This window comes from Serratia sp. C2(1) (genome assembly GCF_036352655.1).
In the GTDB taxonomy this organism is placed as follows: Bacteria; Pseudomonadota; Gammaproteobacteria; order Enterobacterales; family Enterobacteriaceae; genus Serratia; species Serratia inhibens.
In genome coordinates this window covers 2,714,940-2,735,779 of sequence record NZ_JAZFBA010000001.1, presented here as the reverse complement: position 1 = coordinate 2,735,779, position 20,840 = coordinate 2,714,940, and the positions used below count along the sequence as shown (strand labels likewise).

Here is a 20,840-nt window from a genome sequence, read left to right as displayed (position 1 = left end):
GACAGAGTAATGCATGTGAAAATACGTGTTTTGGTACTAACCCTGCTCGCTTTGCAGGCGGGAGCAGGCATCGCGCCGCGCGCGCTGGCCAGCGAAAATAACGCCGCCGCCCATGCCGCCCAGCCTGAACTGGCTTCCGGCAGTGCGATGGTGGTGGATATGCAGACCCACAAAGTGATGTATGCGCGCAATCCGGATGAGGTGGTGCCGATCGCCTCCATCACCAAGCTGATGACCGCCATGGTGACGCTGGATGCCCATCTGCCGCTGGATGAAATGCTGTCGGTGGATATCCACCAGACGCCAGAAATGAAAGGCGTTTATTCCCGCGTGCGCCTGAACAGTGAAATCACCCGCAAAGACATGCTGCTGCTGGCGCTGATGTCGTCGGAAAACCGCGCCGCCGCCAGCCTGGCGCATCACTATCCGGGCGGTTACGGTGCCTTTATCAAGGCGATGAACGCCAAGGCGAGATCGCTCGGCATGACCAATACCCGTTATGTGGAGCCGACCGGGTTGTCGATTCATAACGTTTCGACTGCGCGTGACCTGACCAAGCTGCTGATCGCCACCAAGCAATATCCGCTGATTGGCCAGCTCAGCACCACCACCGAGCGCATGGCGAGCTTCAAGGATCCCAACTATACGCTGCCGTTCCGCAACACCAACCATTTGGTATACAACCCGAAATGGAACATCCAGTTGACCAAAACCGGCTTCACTAACGAAGCGGGGCATTGCCTGGCGATGCGCACCATGATCGGTAGCCGCTCGGTGTCGCTGGTGGTGCTGGACGCGTTCGGCAAGTACACCCACTTTGCCGACGCCAACCGCCTGCGCAGCTGGATCGAAACCGGCAAGGTAACGCCGATCCCGGCCGCTGCCCGCGACTATCGCCGCCAAAAAGACGCCCGTCTGGCGAAGAACGAAACCGAATAATCCCGGCCTGGCCTGCGGTGGAAACCGCAGGCCGCTATCGGCCCTCAGGGCGCCGGATGACAAAACCCCGTTCCCGATCGCCGTCGAACCCGGCGCGCAGATACAACTGGTGCGCCCCGGTGCGCTGCTGGCCGGAAAGCAGCATCACTTTGTAGCACCCTTTACGCCACGCCAGTTGCAAGGTGTATTCCAGCATCGCCAGGGCAATGCCTTGCCCGCGATACGGCGGTGCCGTGACCACGTGCTCAATGATGCCGAACGGCTGAGCCTGATGAACCAACCCCGGCACCATCGCCAGCATGCAGGTCGCCACCGGCTGTTCACCGTCGGCGGTGACCACCAGACGAATCGCCGGGTTGTCCAGCAAACGTTGCAAAGTGCGCTGGGCGCTATCCGGGCGCAGCGGCGGATCCTGCGGACGCAATTCCTGATACAGCGCCTGAAGGCCGGCCAGATCGTTCAACTGTGCCAGGCGATAGGTGATTGCCATCTTTCCTCCTTTTTGGCGGCGGTTTATTCATCCGCTATCATCAATCCATACACTATCGCATGCGAGAGAGGGATCCTATGAGTCAGGTTGCAACCTTTATCATGTTTCAGGGCGATGCCCGGCAGGCTATCGATCTATACAGCGAGTTGTTCGGCAGTTTCAGGGTCCAGCAGCTGCTGCATTATGACGAGACGCCCGACGGGCAGCGACGAATCAAACACGCCTCGATAGACTTTGACCGGCAGAATCTGGTGTTTATCGACAGCCCGGTCAGCCATGATTTCAGCTTTACCCCGGCGGTATCTCTCCACGTTAATTTGGCGACCGAAGCCGAACTTGAACGGATATTCGCCCGCCTGGCGGAGGGCGGTGAAGTGTTGATGCCGCTCGATGACTACGGCTTCAGCGCACGTTTCGGTTGGCTGAACGACCGTTTTGGGCTCTCCTGGCAGCTGAACGTGCCGGCCACCTGACCAACCGCGACATCCTCCTATACCCATTCGGGGCTGTTTACCGCTATGCTAAACGGGCAGGGTTTAATGAAATTTGATAAGGATGACCATTTTGGCCGGAAGTAGCTTACTGACTTTAATCGACGACATCGCTTCGTTGCTGGACGACGTCTCGTTGATGACAAAAATGGCGGCGAAAAAGACCGCCGGGGTGCTGGGGGACGATCTGGCGCTGAATGCGCAGCAGGTTAGCGGGGTAACGGCCGATCGCGAACTGCCGGTGGTGTGGAGCGTAGCCAAAGGCTCGTTTATCAACAAGCTGATTCTGGTGCCGCTGGCGCTGTTGATCAGCGCCTTCGCCCCCTGGGCGATCACGCCGCTGCTGATGGTGGGCGGTGCCTACCTGTGTTACGAAGGCTTTGAAAAAGTGTTCCACAGCCTGACCCACGGCAAACAAGGGGAGGAGGAAAAAGAACAACTGGACGCCAATGAAGACGTGGCGGCCTACGAGCAGCGCAAGGTGAAAGGGGCAATCCGCACCGATTTCGTGCTGTCTGCCGAGATTATCGCCATCACCCTCGGCACCGTGGCCGGGGCGAGCTTCAGCCAGCAGGTGATTGTGCTGAGCGGTATCGCGATTGTGATGACGATCGGCGTTTACGGCATTGTGGCCGGCATCGTCAAGCTCGACGATCTGGGGCTGTACCTGAGCCGAAAAGCCAGTGCGTTGGCGCGTTCGATTGGCAGTGGCATTGTCAGTGCAGCACCTTACCTGATGAAAACCCTGTCGATCGTCGGTACTGTCGCCATGTTTATGGTCGGCGGCGGTATTCTGACCCACGGCCTGCCTCCGGTGCATCATTTGTTCGAAGACTGGGCGTCGTATGCGACCGTAGTACCGACCTTCGGCCATATTCTGCAGGGGGTGATCCCCGCGTTGCTCAACGTGGTGTTCGGCCTGATTGCCGGCGGTGTGGTGCTGCTGGTGGTTTCGGCTCTGGGTGCCATTCGCGGGCGCTTCAAAGCCTGATGCGATCCCGCGCCGGGTGGCGCGGGCACGTTTTAGAAGATCAGCTTGAAGACGCCGGTAATGGTGAGCAGGCCAACGATAAAGATAATGGCGATAATCCACAGAATAATTTTCATTTATCTCTCCCAAGGGGGTTAAGGGGGCGTGAGCTCTCGCTAACCTAATGAAATCATTATTTACTGTAGCTGATATTTTGCAAATTGCCCGCCGCATTGCCGATTAAGGCGGCGTGGCATCGCCTTCGCCCAGCGCGCGCTGCATGATGTGGGTATCGCGCCAGTCACCAAATTTAAACCCTACCGCGTTCAATGTCCCCACGCTGGTAAAGCCCAATGTCCGATGCAGGGCCAGCGAGCCTTGATTGTTTTCGGCATTGCCGACGATCGCCAGCATCTGCCGCCAGGGGCCGCGTTCGCAACGGGCAATCAGTTCGGCCAGCAGCGCTTTGCCGATGCCGTTACCCTGCAGACCTTCGGCGATGTACACCGAGTCTTCTACGGTAAATCGGTAGGCCGGGCGCGGCCGATAGGGTGTGGCGTAACAGTAGCCCACTACGCGATCCTCCCGTTTGGCGACCAGCCAGGGCAGTCCGGCTTCCTGTACCTTGCTGCACCGTTGCTGCATTTCTTCCCGCGTGGGCGGCGTTTCTTCAAAGGATGCCGCGCCGTAAAGCACGTGGTAGGCGTAGATCTGTTGTACGGCGGCCAGGTCATCCGGTGTGGCGTCGGTGATGGTCAACGGGGCGGAGAGGGGCATAAGGGTTCTCTTTTTACCTTGAGAAATCAGAAGATAAGCGCATTATGCTCCCCGTTCGCCGCCAAGGTAAATTGGGCTTTTTTATGCCAGTGATAAAAAAAACTATCGTTGTCTGCTGGCCCGGTGCCATGGCGCCAGGCGTTTTACTGCGCCGGAGGCCAGCAGCACGCCGAGGATAACCCAAACCGTCCCGGCCAATTGCCAAACATTGGGTGCAGTGCCGGTGAGGGTGGCCACCAGCATGGTGAAGACCGGTGCCAGATTGAAGAAAATGGCGGTGCGCACCGAGCCGATTTTTTCCAACCCGTTGAACCACAACAGATAGGCCAGCAGCGATCCGCACAGCGCCAGATAAACCACCGCCGCATGCACGCTGAGGCTGGCGGAAGCCAGACTTTGCAGCGGATTTTCGAAGGCAAACCCTAACGGCAGCAGGGCCAATGTGCCGAACAGCATCGAATAGCTGGTGGTTTCGATGGCGGTGGCGTTATGCACCAGCCGCCGGGTACCGACCATATTCAGCGCCCAGGCCAGGCTGCCGAGCAGGATAATGCCGTCGCCGGGGTTGATTTCCAACCGCAACAGCGTTTGCAGGCTGCCTTTGGCGATCACCAGCGTTACGCCGATAAAACCCGCCAGCAGGCCGGCGGCACGTGACCCACTCAGTTTTTCATGCTCCCAAAATATCCCGAACAGCATTGTCCACAGCGGCGTGGTGGCGAGGATCAGCGCACCGTTGATCGGCGTGGTGGATTGCAGGCCGAAAAAAGTGCACAGGTTAAACAACGTAAAGCCGAGCACGCCCAGCCCAAGGTAGGTCGGCCAGTTGTCCCTCAGCGTACTGAAGCGTAACTGCCCGCGCAGACCGAAGAGCAGCAACAGCGCCAGCGTCGCCAGGCTGAAGCGCTCAATCGACGCGGTGATCGGCGGCTGATGGGCGATGATATAGGCGCCGGCATTGAAGTTGGTGCCCCAGAAAAAGGTGGCGATAATTACCCCCAGATAGGCCAGTGGCAGCGAAGTTTTCATGGTGATTTCCTATGGTGTGGAATAAACAAAAACAGTTTGCGCCACGGATTGTTGCGGTAAAATCCCCTATATATTCACTTTTGATGTGAGAAAACACCCATGTTCAATTGGGAAGATTTGCACTACTTCATGGTGTTTGCGCGCGAGAAGTCGCTGTCAGGCGCTGCCCGCAGTTTGCAGGTCGATCACGCCACCGTTGCCCGCCGCATCGCCAGCCTGGAAGCATCGCTGGCGTTAAAACTGGTGGATCGCCGCCCGCGCAGCTACCTGCTCACCACCGACGGGCAGCGCATCGCGGCGCAAGGGGACAGCATGACGCTCAACGCCTTCGCCGTCAGCCGCGCCGCCCTCAGTGGGCGACAGGGCGTCGCGGGTGAGGTGACGCTGAGCGTGCCGCCGGTGATGGGGCTGAAACTGATCGCTCCGCGTATTGCCGAGTTGCAGCGCCGTTATCCGGATCTGCGCCTGGTTTTGCTGGCCGATACCGCCAACGTATCGCTGCTGCGCGGCGAGGCGGATATTGCCATCAGGCTCAGCCGCGTCACTGAAAGCGATCTGGTGGCGAGAAAAATCGGCACCGTCGAGTTCGGGCTGTACGCCAACGCCGGTTATCTGCAAGACACGCCGGAGGTGGAGCGGGGGTTTATCGGCTATCACGATGAACGGGCCGCTTCGGCGCAGCAAAAATGGTTGCTGGAGCAGGCCGGGCCTCGGCCGCTGGTGATGCGCAGCAACGATCTGATGATTCAGGCTGCCGCCGCTGCGGCCGGCGCGGGCATTGCGCTGCTGCCGCATTTTGTCGCGCAGGAGCTGGGGCTTGAACGCCTGGCGCCGCCGCTTGGGCTGCGGCGCGAAGTCTGGCTAACGGTGCATGACGACATTCGCCATGCACCGGGCATCGCCGCCGTGACGGCATTTTTACTGGAATGCTACGCGGGCGTGGCGGGGATCACCCGGCTGGTGGATAACCTTGCCTAGCCCCGCATCAGCTGCGCCACTGCCTGTTGCAGATAGCTCAGCAGCGCCGGGGTCAACCAAGTGCCTTCGGTCAGCGTCGGCTCTTGTTCCATTGCCTGGCGAATTTTCATCTGGGTCGCCGGGTCTGTGCCGGCATAAGACTGGAACAGCGCCAGCCATTGGGCCGCCAGTTGCTTCGCCTGAGCGGACGCCGGCGGCACGCCGTCTCTTAGCGCCTGATGGAACTGGGCGATCAGCACCGGCCATTCGTGCAGGCGGGTAAAGTAGTGTCGGCGCACGTAGGCGTATTCTTCCTCCGACAGATATTTCTGATAAATCCCCAGCTTGGTTTCGGCAAAGGCACGGGTGACATAGTCAGTCATGGCCGGGGTGATGCCGGTTTGTTCGCGCATTGAGGGTTCATCGGCGTGCATGGCGTTAAGCCGGGTAAGAAACGCCGGGTTATGCGCGGTGTCGCGTTCCAGCATCTGCATCCAACGCCGCGCCAGAGCCTGCGCCTGCGGCGCTTGCGCTTCGACGCCGCTATCGATCAACTGGCGCATGTTGCCGACCAGTTCGCCCCATTCCTGATTGCGCGCCCGATCGACCTGATAGAAAGGCAACTGCGCCAGTTCGTCTGCGGTAAAGTATTTGTCGTACATGGTCATTAACTCCAACGTAGTCAGCCAGTCGTTCAGTTCCGGCTCGTTCCCGGCGGTGAGCTGGGCATGCATATGCTGCAAACGGTCTCGCAACGCGACAGTCTGCGCCAACTGCCGATCCAGCATGGTTATTTGCTGCTCAATCACCGCGGTTAACGCCATGCCTGAACGTGCCAGAAGTGCCCCGATCTCCGCAAGCTGGACCCCCATTCGGCGCAACGCCTGAATATGGTGCAAGCGGGTGATGTCAGCCCGGTCGTATAAACGATACCCGGCGTCGGAACGCGCAGAAGGGATCAGCAAACCAATGCTGTCGTAATAATGCAGCGTTCTGACGGTAATGCCGGAACGGCGGGCCAGTTCGCCCACTTTCAATAACATGACGTGCTCCTCCCCAGTGCGTGCAGGGATACTAAAGCCTGACGCGACGTGAGGGTCAATAGCGCGGAAGGGGATATTTTCAGGAAAGTGGCGGGCGCCGAAAATGGCACCCGCAAGGAAGGGAACCGCTTGCTTACCAGCCTTTTACCGCACCGCCGTTAAAAATTTTCTCGGCGGCTTTGGCCACTTCGTCCGACTCGTAGGCCTTGACGAAGTTTTGCACGTTCAGCGCGTCTTTGTTGTCTTCGCGCGTGACGATGATATTGGTGTACGGCGAATCCTTGTCTTCGATAAAGATGCCGTCTTTGGTTGGCGTCAGCCCGGTCTGGTTGATGTAGGTGGTGCTGATGATAGCTACGGTGACTTTAGGATCATCCAGTACCTGCGGCAATTGCGCGCCCTCCAGCTCCATAATCTTGTAGTTATGCGGGTTGGCGCTGATATCCAGCGAGGTCGGCAGCAAACCTTTACCCGGTTTCAGCGTAATCAGGCCGGTTTTCTCCAGCAGCAGCAACGCGCGACCGAGGTTGGTCGGATCCAGCGGAATAGCGATGACGGCACCATCCTGCAGTTCTTTCAGCGATTTGATTTTTTTCGAATAGCCGGCCATCGGGAACACGAAGGTATTGCCCACCGCCACCAGCTTGTAACCGTGATCTCTGTTTTGCTGTTCGAGGAACGGCCGGTGCTGGAATACGTTGGCATCCAGCTCGCCTTTATCGGTGGCGTCGTTTGGCAGCAGAGAACCGCTGAAGCCGACCAGTTCAACCTCCAGACCGTATTTCTCTTTCGCTACCTGTTTGGCGACTTCCGCCACGTCCTGCTCCGCGCCGTTGATAACCCCGACCTTGATATGATTCTGGTCTACCGGCCGATCGCACCCCTGCAGCGCCAGCGTGGCGGCAAACGCCGCCATCAAGGCGGTAAAATGCCAGGTCTTTAACATCGTGTTCTCCCTGAAAAAAACAGTAAAATCAGTTGGTTTTGTGCTGTTAGCTAAGCCTGAAGCCGCGGTGAAGTCAAACGCTTGCTCAGCACAAAGGGTTATAGGTAATAACAGGGAGTTGTATAGAGGCTATGGCTTTCAGATTGGGCCTTGAAAGCCATAGGGGCCGAAGGGGCGGTTATTTGGCGCGCAGCACGATGATGCCCGGCGTCTTGATCACGTAATCCATAAAGGGCGAGTCCACCACCTTCATGTTTTCCTTGCGCGAAGAAGCGTTACGCAACATCGGACCGTTTTCGGTCATGATAAAGATGCCGGTGTGCGTGACGTCCAATCCGGCAAGATTGGTGTAAATACCGATGTAATCGCCGGTGCGCAACTGGGCCAGCACCTTGTCGTCAATCACATCGCTGGGCAGATAAGTGATGCTGCGCTGAACGTTTTTCAGGCCGGGCAGATAACTGCCGCCGTCGGCCTTTTGGTTCAGATTTTTTACCAGCGTCACCGCGCGCGGGCTGAGTTGAGCGGTAATGTCGGTCGCGTTTGTTTTGGCGACCTGCGCCCAGTCGGTGAAGAAGTGTTTACGCTGCTGGAAACTGATGTCGCTATGGGCATAGCGAGTCTGGATCAGGCGTTGAACGAATTCAGCCTGGTTGTGCGATTTGCTCAGTGCATCTACGTAGTCGATATAGGTAAAGCAATCCAGGCCGCGGAAGTCGATCACCAGCTTTTCCGGCGTACTCTGCGAGCCTATCAGTTTGTTGGCCACATAAGGCGTACCCAGAAATTGCTGAGAGATCAGATTGATAGTTTGGCCGTTGTCCTGTCCGGCTGGCCAGGTGGCGCGTTTGGCGAGGATGTCGTTGAGCTTACTTGACGTCTCGTCGTCCAGGTTTATCGATGCCGCCGCCGGGGGAGTGACTGTGGCACCGGATTCATTAGTTGGCGGCCGATGATTTTTATCCGCGCATCCGCTTATCGCTATAACTAACATCAATGAAACAACCTTGTACATTTAACCCTCCAATGGTTTAGTCCGTGATCATATAAATGATAACAGTTCTCACCATAAGGCGGGTGGTTAATAATTAAACATAGCCTAAACGCCGGTCAAAAATCAGTAACCGATTTCGTTATTAAACGGCAGATACCAAAATAACGCGATTTCATGGTCGGCAATATCCGGCTGAGCGCGATACAGCAGGTGATCGATACCGCCGAGAATAAAACCGAAGCGCTGATAACAACGGCAGGCGTTCAGATTATTGTTTTGCGTTTCCAGCATCAACCCCGGGGTTTCCTGTTGCTGTGCCCAGCGGCGTGCGGCATCCAGCAACGCGGTGGCAACGCCCAGGCGGCGCACATGGGCGCTGACGACAATTTCTTCAATCAGCGCATAGCCGTTCCAGTTTTTGCTCAGCGTGATGTGGCCGACGGCTTCCCCTCGGTGGCGTGCCAGAAAGGTTTCGCTTTCCTCATTGATGAAGGGGGCCAGCGGATAGTGCTTGCGAAACGGCGTGACCGGCCGCAACGGCCAGCTGTCGACCGGGGCACCGAAAACCGGTTGGGCGTAGTGGGCGACCGGGAAACTGAAATCACAGCTTTCCAGATACCCGTCGGGCAACTGGGCGACGGGGGCGATATGGATAGCCTGGCTCATGGGGCCAGCGCTCTCAGCAGACGTGCCGGATTGCCTGCGTAGATCCCTTTACGGGTGATGTCTTTGGTGACCACAGATCCGGCTCCGATCACCGCGCCGCTGCAGATGTTCACCGCCAGCACGGTAGCGCCGGAACCGATGGCAACCCGATCGCCAATCTGCGTACGGCCCCAACTGGCGGCATCGGCGTTGGGGGCGCCGTCTTTAAACAGATCGTTGGCGAAGGTAACGTTATGACCGACAAAGCAGTCTTCCCCGAGGGTGACATATTCGCAGATAAAGCTGTGCGACTGGATTTTGCTGCGGGCGCCGATGCTGACGTTTTTTTGGATCTCGACAAAGGGTCCGACAAAAACGTCGTCACCGAGCCGGCAACCGTACAGATTGCTGGGTTCGATCACGGTGACGTTGCGCCCGACTTCAATGTCGACAATTCCCGCCTGGCGGATGTTTATGGCAGGTGACATGGCATTCCTCACGGCTTTCCACAATGGAGGGATTATAAAACAAACTGCCGCCGCGTCTGTGCTTTCCGAACGTTTTTTCAGCGAAAGACTATAATTAGTACAGGGGGAGAGAGCCCCGTGGCCGCAATCCTCGCACGGTCAACAAGCCGTCAGAGGGAAATTCGTTCGCCGATCGCGACCTACGGCGATGGAGGAGGTGTCTTATGGTTAATCATGTTTGGGGACTTTTGGCGCATCCAAGCACCGAGTTCGAACACATTAAAAGCGAGAACGAAAGCGTCTCGCACCTTTACACCCATCACGTGCTGCTGCTGGCGGCGATCCCTGTGGTCTGCGCCTTTATCGGCACCACTCAGTTGGGCTGGCTTTCCGGAGAAGGACATGCGATCCGGCTCGATATGTTTACCGCACTTTATACCGCAGTGGCGTTCTACCTATTGATGCTGGCGGGTGTGGCGATCATGGGTAAAGTGATCCACTGGATGGCGCGGCGTTATGAAGCACGCCCGAGTTTGCACCGTTGTATGGTGTTTGCCGGCTATGTCGCTACCCCGATGTTTCTGAGCGGTATAGTCGCTCTCTATCCTGTCGTGTGGCTATGTCTGTTTGTCGGCGTGATTGGCCTGTGCTATTCGGGCTATCTGCTGAATCTGGGTATTCCCCATTTCCTGAATATCGACAGTAAAGAAGGCTTTATTTTTTCCAGCTCCACTTTTGCCATCGGCATCCTGCTGCTTGAGTTTTTGCTCGGGGTAACGGTGCTGCTGTGGGGGTATGGTTCCTGGTTATTCTGAGAACGATGTTTTGATATTGCCCCTCATGCCACCCGGCATGAGGGGCTTTTGCGTTTTACGGCTTACGGAACACCAGCATTACGCCGAGGACGATGGCCGCCATGCCCAGCATACTCATAGCCGCCAACGCATGGCCGAGCAACAGGTAGTCCAACAGGGCGGTGACCGCCGGGATCAGGTAAAACAGGCTGGTGACCTGCACCAGATTGCCGCGTTGGATCAGCCGGTACAGCAAGAAGGTGGCCAGCACGGAAATCACCACCGCCATCCACAGCAGCGGCACGATAAGCGCCATGCTCCACTCGACCCGCAGCGGCTCGAACGGTAACACCAGTGAGCACATCAGCAACCCGACGCCGTACTGCAACGGCAACACCGCCAGCGGCGGCTGACTCATGCCTTTTTGCAGCAGCGTGCCGGCGGTCATGCAGCCCAGCGCAATAAAGGCGCACAGCATGCCGGGCAGGGAGAAATGGGCGATCGCCAGGCTTTGGTACACCACCAGCGTCAGCCCGGCCATCGCCAGCAACAGGCCGAGGCCGCGCAACCCGGTACAGCGGCGTTCGGTAATGAACTGGGTGAGTATCGGCTGCACGCCGAGCAGCGTCGCCAGCACGCCGGGCGTGATGCCCTGTTCCAACGCCAGCAGATAGCTAATCTGGTAACTGCCGATCATCAACAGCCCGATCAATGCCACGCGCCACCGGGTGCCGCGAGCGGGCAGGCATTGCCGCTGCCACAGGCCGATCGCCAGCAGCAGCGCCAGAGCGATGGCGCAGCGGAAGAACAGGAAGGCGAAGGCGGAGGCATGCTCCAGCCCCCAGCGGGAGAAAATTGCGCCGCTGCTCCAAAGCAGGACGAACAGCGTAGCCAGGCCGGCATTGGCCCATTGAGTGATAAATCGCATTCGGTTTCACCTGTCGTGAAAATGACAATCTCCAGCACGCGCAACGGCCTACGCCTGAGCGCAAATAAGAAAGCTGGAGGTAAAATTCGGTTTGGCTTAGCGCACAACCACAGCGCGTGGCGGGTAAGCGGCAACCGCAGTAACGACAGAGAAAACGGCAGGAGGGGCGGAAGATGCGCACAGCTGAACGACGGCCGGAAGCGGCGTGTTCGTTGGGTCTGTGGTGTGCGCAAACTGAGCCATTGATATTCCTGAAAGCAGGGAGTGATTAACGGATCAAAGATAGTGAAGTTCGGCGGGAGGCGCAACATAAACTTAACGCCGCCCGCCGAGGTTGAGGTTTAGCCTTTGCTCACCACCACCAGTTTCTGGTTCACAAACTCTTTGATCCCCAAATCAGACAGTTCACGGCCGAAGCCGGAACGCTTCACGCCGCCAAAAGGCAGCTCGGGTGCGGTGTCGGTCAAGGAGTTGATATACACCATGCCGGTTTCGATGCGCGAGGCCAGCTTTTTGGCGCGCTCGATATCCGTGCCGAAGATAGCGCCACCGAGGCCGTAGTGGGAGTCATTGGCCAGTTTGACGATCTCGTCGTCATCCTTGACCACATAGATCTGCGCCACCGGGCCGAAAAACTCTTCGAAGTACGCCGGATTGTCACGGCCGATGTGGGTCAGTATCGTCGGCTCGAAGAAGTTGCCGTCATGCGGTATCGGCTTGCCGCCGTAATGCAGTTTGGCGCCGTTTTTCACCGCGGCGTCGACCTGTTTGGCCAGGCCCTCCAGCGCTTCGCGGGAAGACAGCGGCCCCAAGGTGGTGGTTTCATCGAGCGGATCGCCGATTTTCACCGCGCGGAAATGCTCGGTAAAGGCTTGCAGGAAGGGTTCCGCCACTTTTTCTTGCACGATAAAACGTTTGGCTGCGGTACACACCTGGCCGGCATTGTTCAACCGCGCCTGCGCACCGATCTTGGCGGCTCTGGCGAGATCGCTGTCGTCGAGCACCACGAATACGTCGTTGCCGCCCAGCTCCAGCGTAGATTTCTTCAGCGCCTTCGCCGCCTGCGCGGCCACTATGCTGCCGGCTTTTTCCGAGCCGGTCAGCGCCACGCCCTGCACCCGGTCGTCGGCGATGACGTTGGCCACCTGTTGCTGCGAAATATACAGATTGGTGTAGGCGCCTTGCGGCGCGCCGGCCTCGGCGACCAATTGTTCAAAGACCTGCGCGCAGTGCGGCACGATGCCGGCATGCTTCACCAGCACCGGATTGCCGGCGGCCAGATTGGGGGCCAGCACGCGCATCAACTGGTAGAACGGGAAGTTCCAGGGTTCTACCGCCATCAGCACGCCGATCGGATGATGCTCTACCCAGGCTTCGCCCAGGCTGGATTCATAGCGCACCGGCGCGAGAAATTTTTTGGCGTTGTCGCCATAGTAGCGGGCGATCTGGGCACAGAGTTTCACTTCGCCGCGGCTTTGCGCGATCAGCTTGCCCATTTCCTGGCTGGCGATTTTCGCCAGTTCCTCAACCCGGCTTTCCATCAGGTCCGCCAGTTTGTGCAGCACCGGCAGCCGCTGGTCGATATCGCCCTTGGCCCAGCCGGAGCGATACAGCGCATCGGCCTTTGCCAATGCCTGCTCTACCTGCTGGTCAGTATGCGGTGTGTACTCTTTGATCAGTTGGTTGTTAAAAGGATTTACCGTTTGGTATGGCATGAAGAGTTCCTCTCGTCGCGGATGGTGACGCATGACATACGCCTTGAACGGTGCAGCAAAAGCGGCTGCACCGGTCTTTAAGTCTAGACGATAGGGGAGAGAAGGCCGAAGACGCAGAAGGGATCTTCGGCTTGGCCCCCGTATGCCGGGGGCGCGGGCCGAAAGCGGAAATGTTACCGGGTATTGCCGGCCCAATGTTTCCGCTTGCTGGTCTTGCCGAGACCGGGGTTAAAGCTGTTGGTCGGATCGGCAGATTGGTAGAACGCTTGCAGGTCGGGCTTGGCGTGGTAGAGATGGCCGACGTTATGCTCGGCCGGATACTCCGCGCCGCGCCGGTCGAGGATCGCCAGCATCTGCTCTTTCAGCGCGTGGCTGTCGACGCCTTTTTTCACCACGTAATCCTGGTGGAAGACGTGGCACATAAAGTGGCCGTAATACAGTTTGTGCACCAGTTGGCTGTCGATTTCCGGCGGCAGGGTTTCAAACCACTCGGTATCGTTGCGGCGCAGCGCAATATCCAGCGCCAGAATATCCTCTACCTTGTCGGCATGTACCGCATGGTAGCGCACCGCCGCGCCGGCGGCGGCGAAACGGTGCAGGAAAGCCTTTTTGCCTTCGTCCGCGGTGCAGGCGAAAAATGCGCCATTGGCCTGGGCAAAGTACTGGCTCAGATACCGCTGCGCTTCGTCGACGCCAGGGCCGGCCATTTTCAGCAGCAGGTGATGTTCAAAGCGTTCCCGGTACTCTTTCATCCGCTTCGGCAGATGGCTGGGGGCCAGGTGGCTCAGGCCTTGCATCAGCCGGTCGGTCAGGTTGTGCGGCAGCAGCGGCAGTTTGTTGAAGCTGGCGTCCACGCGGCCTTTCAGGGTGAAGAAACGCGGCATTTGATCGGTGCCGAGCTTGTCGATCATCATAAAGGTGTCTTTGCCGTACACTTCGGCGATATCGAAAATATCGCGGTGCATATATTCGCCCGCCACCGGCAGATTGTCGAATTTGCCGAGCATATGGCGGCGCAGCTCGGTCAACACGGCGGTGTCGTTGGTGCCGATATAAAACACCTGCTCTTTGCCTTCTTTCTCGAAGGTGTCCAGGCGCACCGCAAACACCGCCAGCTTGCCGGCGCAGCCGGAGGCCTCGTACAGGCGGCGTTTATCCGCGTTGAAGCGGGACGGGGTATCGGCATCGACGTCGCGCACCCGGCTGGCGTATTCGTTGTCGGAGGCGCGCAGTTCGCCGTGCTCGACGTCCTCCGGCCGGTAGTCGCCTTTCTCCAGCCGGGTAAGGATCTCTTCCGGCGTATCGCCGAGTTTAATCCCCAGATGGTTCACCAGCCGCAGTTGGCCGTCTTCACCCAACTGAGCGTACAGCGCCATTTCGGTGTAGGCCGGGCCGCGTTTCACCAACGAACCGCCGGAGTTATTGCACACGCCGCCAATAACGGAAGCGCCGATGCAGGAAGAGCCGATCACCGAATGCGGCTCGCGGCCGTAGGGTTTCAGCAATTTTTCCAGCTGATTGAGGGTGCTGCCGGGGAAGCCGACCACCTGTTTGCCGTTGTCCAGCACCTGCACGTGATCGAGCCGCAGGGTGCTGACGATGACGATATCGCGGTCATAATCGTTGCCGCTGGGCGTCGAACCTTCGGTCAGGCCGGTGTTCGCCGCCTGCATGATGACGATTTTGTCGGCGGCCACGCAAGCCTCCAGTATCCGCCATAGCTGCAACAGGCGAGTAGGGAACACCACCGCCAGCGCTTTGCCTTCGCCGGAGCGGAACCCCTTGCGATAACGTTCGGTACTGCGTTCGCCGGTCAACAGCTGCGAGCTGCCGACGATGTCTTTGAGCTGAGCGAGAAATGCCTGATTACCTGACTGCGTCATGCCGATCTCCCTGTCATATCTGTCGTCTTTCAAACGGCGGCGCGGTTGCCCAGGGGGCGAATACTCCCATCTCGATTAATCTGGCACTGCATGCAGCACTCCTGCTGGCCTGTGGTTCTTGCCGTTACCGCCGTTTGAAATCCATCGGATAAATTAATTTAGTAGCTTGATAGCTTATTGCCTTAATAACGTTCTGCGTACCCGGCCTGGCGCTCTTCGTCACGCAGCGTCAGGATTTCCACGCCGTCTGCGGTAACCGCCACGGTGTGCTCCCATTGGGCAGACAGTTTTTTGTCGCGGGTCACCACCGTCCAGCCGTCTTTCTTCTGCTTAATCCGGTGGTCGCCCTGGTTAATCATGGGTTCGATGGTAAATACCATCCCTTCTTGCAACACCATGCCGGTGCCCGGCTGGCCGAAGTGCAGCACCGCCGGCTCCTCGTGCATATCGCGGCCGATGCCGTGGCCGCAGTATTCACGCACGATGCTGTAACCGGCCTGTTCCGCGTGCTGCTGAATGGCATGGCCGATATCCCCCAAGGTCGCGCCAGGTTTTACCGCGCGGATGCCTTGCCACAGGGACTCATACACGTTGTTCACCAGCCGTTTGGCCAATGGCGCAGTCTGGCCGATGCAGTACATTTTGCTGGAGTCGGCAATGTAACCGCCGTTTTCCAGCGTAATGTCGACGTTAACGATCATGCCGGAACGCAGGATTTTGCTGGCCGAAGGAATGCCGTGGCAGATCACGTCGTCGATCGAGGTATTCAGCACGTAAGGGAAATCGTACTGGCCCTTGCTGGCCGGGCGCGATTTCAACTCATCGACGATAAAGGCTTCGGCGCGATCGTTAATTTCCATGGTCGACATGCCTTCGCCAATCACCCCATCGAGCATAGCAAACACCTTGGCCAGCAGTGCGCCAGAGTGACGCATTTTGGCGATCTCTTCCGGCGTTTTGATCACAATCTGTTTCACCCGACAATCTCCTTCAGCGTCAGCGCGTTATCTTTCATCATTTTTTTTACCAGTTGGGGGTAGGTCAGTTCTGGATGGAACTCCGCCAGCATGCCGATCTTGATCCAGTATTCCGCCTGCGCGTTGATCGAACGCGTCATCGTCAGGCTGGCGAGGCGCAGATCGTCATGCAGCGCGTCTGAAATTTTCACAATGCCCATAGGCCGCTCCTTAAAGGAAGAATATACGAAGTGTATATGGTTTGGATGGTGGGGATTGTACATTCCGTGGCATAAGAAGTTTCCTGATGACAACGATTGCCGCCGTCGGGCAATGCGTTTATTGTGATAAACGACTTTTTTTGCATGATTTTTCAGAAGGATTCAGGGCGTGACTAAATTACGGGTTGGGGTGATCTTTGGCGGTAAATCGGCTGAGCATGAAGTGTCTCTGCAATCGGCAAAAAACATTGTGGACGCTATCGACAAAGAGAAGTTTGACGTCACGCTGCTGGGGATCGACAAGCAGGGGCAATGGCACATTAACGATGCCTCCAATTATCTGCTGAATGCGGAAAACCCGGCGCTGATCGCGCTGAACCGCTCAAATAAAAATGTGGCGCTGATCCCCGGTCAGGAGAAACAGCAACTGATTGAGGCGAGCAGCGCCGGCGCACTGGGCCAGCTCGACGTGGTATTCCCGATCGTGCATGGCACGCTGGGCGAGGACGGTTCATTGCAGGGGCTGTTGCGGATGGCCAATATGCCGTTCGTCGGTGCCGGTGTGTTGGGTTCGGCGGTCAGCATGGACAAAGACGTCACCAAACGCCTGCTGCGCGATGCCGGGCTGGCGGTTGCCCCCTTTGTCACCCTGACGCGCACCAACCGCAGCAAATACGGTTTCGATCAGCTTAGCGAACGTTTGGGCCTGCCGTTGTTTATCAAACCGGCTAACCAGGGCTCTTCGGTGGGCGTCAGCAAGGTGCAGGATCGGGCCGGCTTTGACGCCGCTCTGGCGCTGGCGTTCAGCTTCGATCACAAGGTGCTGGTAGAGTCGGCGATTGTCGGCCGTGAGATTGAGTGCGCGGTGTTGGGCAATGACGAACCGCAGGCCAGCCTGTGTGGTGAAATCGTGCTGAGCGACGCTTTCTACTCCTACGACACCAAATACATCAACGAACAGGGCGCGCAGGTAGTGGTGCCGGCAGAGATAGCATCGGAAGTCAGCGACAAAATTCGCGACGTGGCGCTAAAAGCCTTCCGGGCGCTGGAATGCTTCGGCCTGGCGCGCGTCGACGTGTTTTTGACGCCGGACAACAACGTGGTGATTAACGAGATCAACACGCTGCCGGGCTTCACCAATATCAGCATGTATCCCAAACTGTGGGCCGCCAGCGGCGTCAGCTACAGCGAGCTGATTACCCGGTTGATCGAACTGGCGCTGGAGCGCCATCAGCAGGATCGCGCGCTGAACAGCTCGGTGTTTGAACGCTAATAATCGGGTTGGGCGCAGGTTGCGGCGGTATTGATAAGGGGCGAATGTATTCGCCCCTTTTTACTTATTTCACCGTCACGTCGATATCGCCAAAATACTTCTTCGCCAGCGCGGTCACGGTGCCTTGCTGCTTCACTTTCACGATCGCGTCGTTCAGCTTTTTCTTCAATGCGTCATCCCCTTTGCGCAGGCCGAAGGCAATGCCTTCACCGAGGATCTTGTCATCGTTGACCGCATCGCCGACGAAGGCGAAGCCCTTGCCGTCCGGGCGAGCCAGGAAGCCGCTTTGCCCTGAGGGCGCCATCACCAGCGTGGCGTCGAGGCGGCCGGCGGTCAGGTCAAGGTACGCCTGGTTTTGATCCTGATAGGAGACGACGTCTACGCCCTGCGGTGCCCAATGGGCCTTGGCGTAGGTTTCCTGAATCGAGCCCTGCAGCACGCCAACGTGTTTGCCCGCCAGTGATTTGGCGTTCGGCAGCAGGCCGCTGTCGGTTTTGGCGATCAGGCGGTTAGGCACCTGATAGATGGCGTCGGTAAAGTCAATTGCCTGGCGGCGCTGGTCGGTGACGTTCATCGCCGAGTTGATGGCGTCGAACTTGCGTGCCTTCAACGCCGGGATCAGGCTGTCGAACGAGGTCTCGACCCAGCTGCACTTCAACTGGGCGGCGGCGCAGACCGCGTTGCCCAGATCGATATCGAAGCCTTCCAGCGTGCCGCTGGCGGATTTGGATTCGAACGGCGGATACAGCGCTTCCAGGCCGAAGCGCAGCGTGTTTTCCGCCGCCAGAGAAGAACCGGCGGCCAGCAGGCAGCCCACAGCGATCAGCGTTTTCAGTGATTTCATAGTCAGTGCCTTTTTCCCATGGTCAAACCAAAAGTGAATGCATTACACCTGACACAGACGGCGTGCGCCTTCCAGCAGGGTTTCGTTATCTTTTGAAAAACTTAGCCGGATGATGCCGGTGTCGGTACCGTCGCTGTAAAACGCCGACAGCGGGATAGTCGCGACTTTCGCTTCACGGATTAAGCGCACCGCAAAATCGTTATCGCTTTCGTTGCTGAAACCGCTAAAGCGGGCCAGCATAAAGAAACTGCCACGGCTGGGTAATAATTCAAAGCGCGAATCTTGCAAAGCGTCGGCCAGCAAATCGCGTTTTTGCTGATAGAAATCCGCAAGTCCCAGATAGCTTTGCGGATTGCCCAGCGCTTCGGCGAAGGCGTATTGCATCGGTGTATCGGCGGAGAACACCATAAACTGGTGCACCTTGCGGATCTCATCCATCAGCGCCGCCGGCGCCATGCAGTAACCGACGCGCCAGCCGGTAACGTGATAGGTTTTGCCAAACGACGACACAATCACGCTGCGTTCGGCCAATAGCGGGTGCCGCGCCATGCTGTGGTGGATATCGCCGTCGAATACCACGTGTTCGTAAACCTCGTCGGACAGGATCACGATGTCGGTATTGCGCGTCAGCGCGGTCAGGCGCTCAATGTCATGCTCGCCGAATACGCTGCCGGTTGGATTGTGCGGGCTGTTGACGATGATCATCCGCGTTTTGCTATTGATGGCGGCGGCGACGTCGTCCCAGTCAATGTGCAAGTCCCGCAACGACAGCTTGATGGCTACCGGCGTGGCGCCTTGCAGGCGGACAATCGGCGCGTAACTGTCGAACGCCGGTTCGAAATAAATCACCTCGTCACCCGGGTGCACCAGCGCACTGATGGCGGAATACAATCCTTCACTGGCGCTGGCGATGACCGTGATTTCGTCGTCGGCGTCGTAACGTGTGCCATACAATCTTTCAACTTTATCTGCCAATGCAGTGCGTAATGCGGCCACGCCACTCATCGGCGCGTACTGGTTATGACCTGCGCGCATGGCTTGCGCCACCGCCTCAACCAATTGCGGTTGGCAGGCGAAGTTCGGGGCGCCCTGCGAGAGATTCAGAGCCTGGTGCTCCGCGCTGAGCTGGCCGATTACGGTGAAAATGGTGGTGCCGACATCCGGCAACTTCGAGCGTTGCGAGCAGGCGCTCTGCATGATTGGCTCCTGGAAGAAAGGGGAAGTATTGATTGATTAAGCATCAGTGTCGGTAGGCGGACAAGGGAATGTTTGTCATACTAGCCATGAGTTAAAGTCATGGCTGATTCCCCTTCATTCTTGAAACGATCTCGGCGTTGGCTGCGCTTGCTTACCCGAATCACTGACTCATGTCAGCTCATCGGGCTGCGTTCACTGGCCGCCTTGATGTCGTTCCAATTATTTTGGGGAATCCTTGTAATTTCGGGGATATCGAGGAACCCGCTATGCAGACATCTCTGCCGTCGCTCGACGTTTTGAAAACTTTTGTGGTGGTGGCTCAGCGCCTTAATTTCACGCATGCCGCCCAGACACTGCACCTGACGCAAGGCGCAGTCAGCCGTCAGATCCTCGGGCTGGAGCAGCATCTGGGTTATCCGCTGTTCAGCCGCCGGGCGCGCGGGCTGACGCTGACTCCGCAGGGTGCCATGTTGTTGGCGCCGGTGCAGCAGGCGCTGGGGCAACTGGGTGAGGCGCTGGCGCGGGTTGGGGCGCAACCGGGCACATTGCGCATCAAGTGCCCGACCTGCGCCATGCGTTGGGTGTTACCACGTATTATCCGATTGCAAAACGAGCGCCCGGAAATGCATATCGAGCTGACCGCTTCGGTATCGCACGGGTTGGATTTCAGTGCAGAGCACTTCGATGCTGCTGTGGTGTTCGGCCAGCCGCAGGGCAAAAAGCTGGCGGTGCATCACCTGTTCGATGAAATCCTCACGCCAGTCTGTACGCCGTCTTACCTTCCCGATTTGGCCCGCCCGCCAACCCCGGCCGATCTGGCGGAGAAAACCCTGTTGCACCCCACGCGCGATCGCCGCGACTGGCTGCTGTGGCTGAAGGCGGCGGGGCTGGAGACGCTGCCTTCCGGCAAGGCGCAGCATTTTGATACTCTGGATTTGGCGATGAGTGCCGCGTTGCAAGGTTTTGGCATCGCCATCGGCGACTTGTGCCTGCTGGAAGAAGATATCCAGGCGCAGCGCGTCGTTACGCCGTTCCCGCTCAGCGTGGTCAGCGGCGCGGCCTACTATTTGGTCTATCCTGAACGGGCGGTGATGCCTGCGACATTAGCCACGCTGGTCAATTTTCTGGGCGAAGAGGCGGCGCAAAGCCGAGCACGGTTGCAAAATGGCTTATCCGTCTCCGCTAACAGCTTGTAACTTTTAACATTACAAATTATTTCTGCGGTGAAAAAGAGTATGTCACACTGTTTTTTCACTTTGACTAATCCTCTCCGTCGCCGGC

General features: G+C 57.9%; 23 protein-coding genes. 7 read left to right on the top strand and 16 right to left on the bottom strand.

The features are described 5' to 3' along the window. Positions 1-9 precede the first annotated feature (9 nt). A complete protein-coding gene (pbpG, locus tag V2S86_RS12830) occupies positions 10-939 on the top strand; it encodes a D-alanyl-D-alanine endopeptidase (RefSeq protein ID WP_311993506.1) in 930 nt (309 codons plus the stop codon). Positions 940-973: 34 nt separating this feature from the next. Here pbpG and V2S86_RS12825 read toward each other — a convergent pair whose 3' ends face one another. After that, positions 974-1,429: a GNAT family N-acetyltransferase gene (locus tag V2S86_RS12825; RefSeq protein ID WP_330762734.1), complete on the bottom strand. Its 456-nt coding sequence runs from the start codon at positions 1,427-1,429 to the stop codon at positions 974-976. Between the two features lie 77 nt (positions 1,430-1,506). On the opposite strand from V2S86_RS12825, the gene V2S86_RS12820 reads away from it, so the two are divergent. Beyond that, positions 1,507-1,902 carry a VOC family protein gene (locus V2S86_RS12820; protein ID WP_330762733.1) on the top strand — a complete coding sequence of 132 codons (396 nt, stop codon included), beginning with the start codon at positions 1,507-1,509 and terminating at the stop codon, positions 1,900-1,902. Between the two features lie 91 nt (positions 1,903-1,993). After that, positions 1,994-2,911 carry a DUF808 domain-containing protein gene (locus V2S86_RS12815; protein WP_330762732.1) on the top strand — a complete coding sequence of 306 codons (918 nt, stop codon included), beginning with the start codon at positions 1,994-1,996 and terminating at the stop codon, positions 2,909-2,911. Positions 2,912-2,943: 32 nt separating this feature from the next. Here the strand turns inward: V2S86_RS12815 and V2S86_RS25465 are convergent, their stop codons facing one another. The 3 genes from V2S86_RS25465 to V2S86_RS12805 form a co-directional block, all read right to left on the bottom strand. After that, the gene (locus V2S86_RS25465; protein WP_017346848.1) at positions 2,944-3,027 is read right to left on the bottom strand and encodes a membrane protein; all 84 of its coding nucleotides are present in this window, start codon (positions 3,025-3,027) and stop codon (positions 2,944-2,946) included. 103 nt (positions 3,028-3,130) lie between these two features. Next, a complete protein-coding gene (locus V2S86_RS12810) occupies positions 3,131-3,667 on the bottom strand; it encodes a GNAT family N-acetyltransferase (RefSeq protein WP_330762731.1) in 537 nt (178 codons plus the stop codon). A 102-nt stretch (positions 3,668-3,769) separates the two neighbouring features. Further along, positions 3,770-4,696 carry a DMT family transporter gene (locus V2S86_RS12805; RefSeq protein WP_330762730.1) on the bottom strand — a complete coding sequence of 309 codons (927 nt, stop codon included), beginning with the start codon at positions 4,694-4,696 and terminating at the stop codon, positions 3,770-3,772. 99 nt (positions 4,697-4,795) lie between these two features. Between V2S86_RS12805 and V2S86_RS12800 the strand changes: the two genes are divergently transcribed. Further along, entirely contained in the window at positions 4,796-5,674 is an 879-nt protein-coding gene (locus tag V2S86_RS12800; RefSeq protein ID WP_330762729.1) for a LysR family transcriptional regulator, read from the top strand. On the opposite strand, the gene V2S86_RS12795 is transcribed toward V2S86_RS12800, so the two are convergent. The 5 genes from V2S86_RS12795 to V2S86_RS12775 all read right to left on the bottom strand — a co-directional run bounded on the left by V2S86_RS12795 (position 5,671) and on the right by V2S86_RS12775 (position 9,769). Further along, positions 5,671-6,696 carry a MerR family transcriptional regulator gene (locus tag V2S86_RS12795; RefSeq protein ID WP_330762728.1) on the bottom strand — a complete coding sequence of 342 codons (1,026 nt, stop codon included), beginning with the start codon at positions 6,694-6,696 and terminating at the stop codon, positions 5,671-5,673. The genes V2S86_RS12800 and V2S86_RS12795 overlap by 4 nt on opposite strands. Positions 6,697-6,829: 133 nt before the next feature. Then, positions 6,830-7,642 carry a MetQ/NlpA family lipoprotein gene (locus V2S86_RS12790; protein WP_330762727.1) on the bottom strand — a complete coding sequence of 271 codons (813 nt, stop codon included), beginning with the start codon at positions 7,640-7,642 and terminating at the stop codon, positions 6,830-6,832. A gap of 178 nt (positions 7,643-7,820) precedes the next feature. Continuing rightward, positions 7,821-8,657, bottom strand: coding sequence for a DUF1460 domain-containing protein (locus V2S86_RS12785; RefSeq protein WP_330762726.1), 837 nt, complete (start codon positions 8,655-8,657; stop codon positions 7,821-7,823). A 102-nt stretch (positions 8,658-8,759) separates the two neighbouring features. Beyond that, positions 8,760-9,302 carry a GNAT family N-acetyltransferase gene (locus V2S86_RS12780; RefSeq protein WP_330762725.1) on the bottom strand — a complete coding sequence of 181 codons (543 nt, stop codon included), beginning with the start codon at positions 9,300-9,302 and terminating at the stop codon, positions 8,760-8,762. Beyond that, the gene (locus V2S86_RS12775) at positions 9,299-9,769 is read right to left on the bottom strand and encodes an acyltransferase (RefSeq protein WP_330762724.1); all 471 of its coding nucleotides are present in this window, start codon (positions 9,767-9,769) and stop codon (positions 9,299-9,301) included. The genes V2S86_RS12780 and V2S86_RS12775 overlap by 4 nt, the downstream gene beginning before the upstream one ends. A gap of 203 nt (positions 9,770-9,972) precedes the next feature. Here V2S86_RS12775 and V2S86_RS12770 point away from each other — a divergent pair, with 203 nt between their 5' ends. Further along, positions 9,973-10,563 carry a Yip1 family protein gene (locus V2S86_RS12770; RefSeq protein ID WP_062870008.1) on the top strand — a complete coding sequence of 197 codons (591 nt, stop codon included), beginning with the start codon at positions 9,973-9,975 and terminating at the stop codon, positions 10,561-10,563. Positions 10,564-10,618: 55 nt separating this feature from the next. Here V2S86_RS12770 and V2S86_RS12765 read toward each other — a convergent pair whose 3' ends face one another. The 5 genes from V2S86_RS12765 to V2S86_RS12745 all read right to left on the bottom strand — a co-directional run bounded on the left by V2S86_RS12765 (position 10,619) and on the right by V2S86_RS12745 (position 16,245). Next, the gene (locus tag V2S86_RS12765) at positions 10,619-11,470 is read right to left on the bottom strand and encodes a DMT family transporter (protein WP_330762723.1); all 852 of its coding nucleotides are present in this window, start codon (positions 11,468-11,470) and stop codon (positions 10,619-10,621) included. A 341-nt stretch (positions 11,471-11,811) separates the two neighbouring features. After that, the gene (locus tag V2S86_RS12760) at positions 11,812-13,185 is read right to left on the bottom strand and encodes an NAD-dependent succinate-semialdehyde dehydrogenase (protein WP_330762722.1); all 1,374 of its coding nucleotides are present in this window, start codon (positions 13,183-13,185) and stop codon (positions 11,812-11,814) included. A gap of 173 nt (positions 13,186-13,358) precedes the next feature. Then, on the bottom strand, positions 13,359-15,068 hold the full coding sequence (dld, locus tag V2S86_RS12755) for a D-lactate dehydrogenase (protein ID WP_330762721.1): 1,710 nt from the start codon (positions 15,066-15,068) through the stop codon (positions 13,359-13,361). A gap of 182 nt (positions 15,069-15,250) precedes the next feature. Continuing rightward, positions 15,251-16,045 carry a type I methionyl aminopeptidase gene (map, locus tag V2S86_RS12750; protein WP_330762720.1) on the bottom strand — a complete coding sequence of 265 codons (795 nt, stop codon included), beginning with the start codon at positions 16,043-16,045 and terminating at the stop codon, positions 15,251-15,253. Further along, positions 16,042-16,245 carry a ParD-like family protein gene (locus V2S86_RS12745; RefSeq protein ID WP_006324220.1) on the bottom strand — a complete coding sequence of 68 codons (204 nt, stop codon included), beginning with the start codon at positions 16,243-16,245 and terminating at the stop codon, positions 16,042-16,044. Before V2S86_RS12745 ends, map begins: the two co-directional genes overlap by 4 nt. Before the next feature lie 169 nt (positions 16,246-16,414). On the opposite strand from V2S86_RS12745, the gene ddlA reads away from it, so the two are divergent. Then, a complete protein-coding gene (gene ddlA / locus V2S86_RS12740; RefSeq protein ID WP_330762719.1) occupies positions 16,415-17,518 on the top strand; it encodes a D-alanine--D-alanine ligase in 1,104 nt (367 codons plus the stop codon). Between the two features lie 64 nt (positions 17,519-17,582). On the opposite strand, the gene V2S86_RS12735 is transcribed toward ddlA, so the two are convergent. Together V2S86_RS12735 and V2S86_RS12730 are read right to left on the bottom strand one after the other, a co-directional pair. After that, positions 17,583-18,362: an ABC transporter substrate-binding protein gene (locus V2S86_RS12735; RefSeq protein ID WP_330762718.1), complete on the bottom strand. Its 780-nt coding sequence runs from the start codon at positions 18,360-18,362 to the stop codon at positions 17,583-17,585. A 42-nt stretch (positions 18,363-18,404) separates the two neighbouring features. Beyond that, the gene (locus V2S86_RS12730; protein WP_330762717.1) at positions 18,405-19,559 is read right to left on the bottom strand and encodes a pyridoxal phosphate-dependent aminotransferase; all 1,155 of its coding nucleotides are present in this window, start codon (positions 19,557-19,559) and stop codon (positions 18,405-18,407) included. A gap of 266 nt (positions 19,560-19,825) precedes the next feature. Here V2S86_RS12730 and V2S86_RS12725 point away from each other — a divergent pair, with 266 nt between their 5' ends. Beyond that, positions 19,826-20,755, top strand: a complete 930-nt coding sequence (locus V2S86_RS12725; RefSeq protein ID WP_330762716.1) for a LysR substrate-binding domain-containing protein — start codon at positions 19,826-19,828, stop codon at positions 20,753-20,755. The last annotated feature ends 85 nt before the right edge of the window (positions 20,756-20,840 follow it).

What these genes read in the sequence shown, in the direction of transcription:
- V2S86_RS12780 (WP_330762725.1), bottom strand. Translation starts at nt 9,302, where the DNA reads ATGAGCCAGGCTATCCATATCGCCCCCGTCGCCCAGTTGCCCGACGGG.
- pbpG (WP_311993506.1), top strand. Translation starts at nt 10, where the DNA reads ATGCATGTGAAAATACGTGTTTTGGTACTAACCCTGCTCGCTTTGCAG.
- V2S86_RS12825 (WP_330762734.1), bottom strand. Translation starts at nt 1,429, where the DNA reads ATGGCAATCACCTATCGCCTGGCACAGTTGAACGATCTGGCCGGCCTT.
- V2S86_RS12775 (WP_330762724.1), bottom strand. Translation starts at nt 9,769, where the DNA reads ATGTCACCTGCCATAAACATCCGCCAGGCGGGAATTGTCGACATTGAA.
- V2S86_RS12805 (WP_330762730.1), bottom strand. Translation starts at nt 4,696, where the DNA reads ATGAAAACTTCGCTGCCACTGGCCTATCTGGGGGTAATTATCGCCACC.
- V2S86_RS12760 (WP_330762722.1), bottom strand. Translation starts at nt 13,185, where the DNA reads ATGCCATACCAAACGGTAAATCCTTTTAACAACCAACTGATCAAAGAG.
- V2S86_RS12730 (WP_330762717.1), bottom strand. Translation starts at nt 19,559, where the DNA reads ATGCAGAGCGCCTGCTCGCAACGCTCGAAGTTGCCGGATGTCGGCACC.
- V2S86_RS12790 (WP_330762727.1), bottom strand. Translation starts at nt 7,642, where the DNA reads ATGTTAAAGACCTGGCATTTTACCGCCTTGATGGCGGCGTTTGCCGCC.
- V2S86_RS12765 (WP_330762723.1), bottom strand. Translation starts at nt 11,470, where the DNA reads ATGCGATTTATCACTCAATGGGCCAATGCCGGCCTGGCTACGCTGTTC.
- V2S86_RS12745 (WP_006324220.1), bottom strand. Translation starts at nt 16,245, where the DNA reads ATGGGCATTGTGAAAATTTCAGACGCGCTGCATGACGATCTGCGCCTC.
- V2S86_RS12770 (WP_062870008.1), top strand. Translation starts at nt 9,973, where the DNA reads ATGGTTAATCATGTTTGGGGACTTTTGGCGCATCCAAGCACCGAGTTC.
- V2S86_RS25465 (WP_017346848.1), bottom strand. Translation starts at nt 3,027, where the DNA reads ATGAAAATTATTCTGTGGATTATCGCCATTATCTTTATCGTTGGCCTG.
- V2S86_RS12725 (WP_330762716.1), top strand. Translation starts at nt 19,826, where the DNA reads ATGCAGACATCTCTGCCGTCGCTCGACGTTTTGAAAACTTTTGTGGTG.
- V2S86_RS12810 (WP_330762731.1), bottom strand. Translation starts at nt 3,667, where the DNA reads ATGCCCCTCTCCGCCCCGTTGACCATCACCGACGCCACACCGGATGAC.
- V2S86_RS12800 (WP_330762729.1), top strand. Translation starts at nt 4,796, where the DNA reads ATGTTCAATTGGGAAGATTTGCACTACTTCATGGTGTTTGCGCGCGAG.
- V2S86_RS12820 (WP_330762733.1), top strand. Translation starts at nt 1,507, where the DNA reads ATGAGTCAGGTTGCAACCTTTATCATGTTTCAGGGCGATGCCCGGCAG.
- V2S86_RS12735 (WP_330762718.1), bottom strand. Translation starts at nt 18,362, where the DNA reads ATGAAATCACTGAAAACGCTGATCGCTGTGGGCTGCCTGCTGGCCGCC.
- V2S86_RS12785 (WP_330762726.1), bottom strand. Translation starts at nt 8,657, where the DNA reads ATGTACAAGGTTGTTTCATTGATGTTAGTTATAGCGATAAGCGGATGC.
- V2S86_RS12795 (WP_330762728.1), bottom strand. Translation starts at nt 6,696, where the DNA reads ATGTTATTGAAAGTGGGCGAACTGGCCCGCCGTTCCGGCATTACCGTC.
- dld (WP_330762721.1), bottom strand. Translation starts at nt 15,068, where the DNA reads ATGACGCAGTCAGGTAATCAGGCATTTCTCGCTCAGCTCAAAGACATC.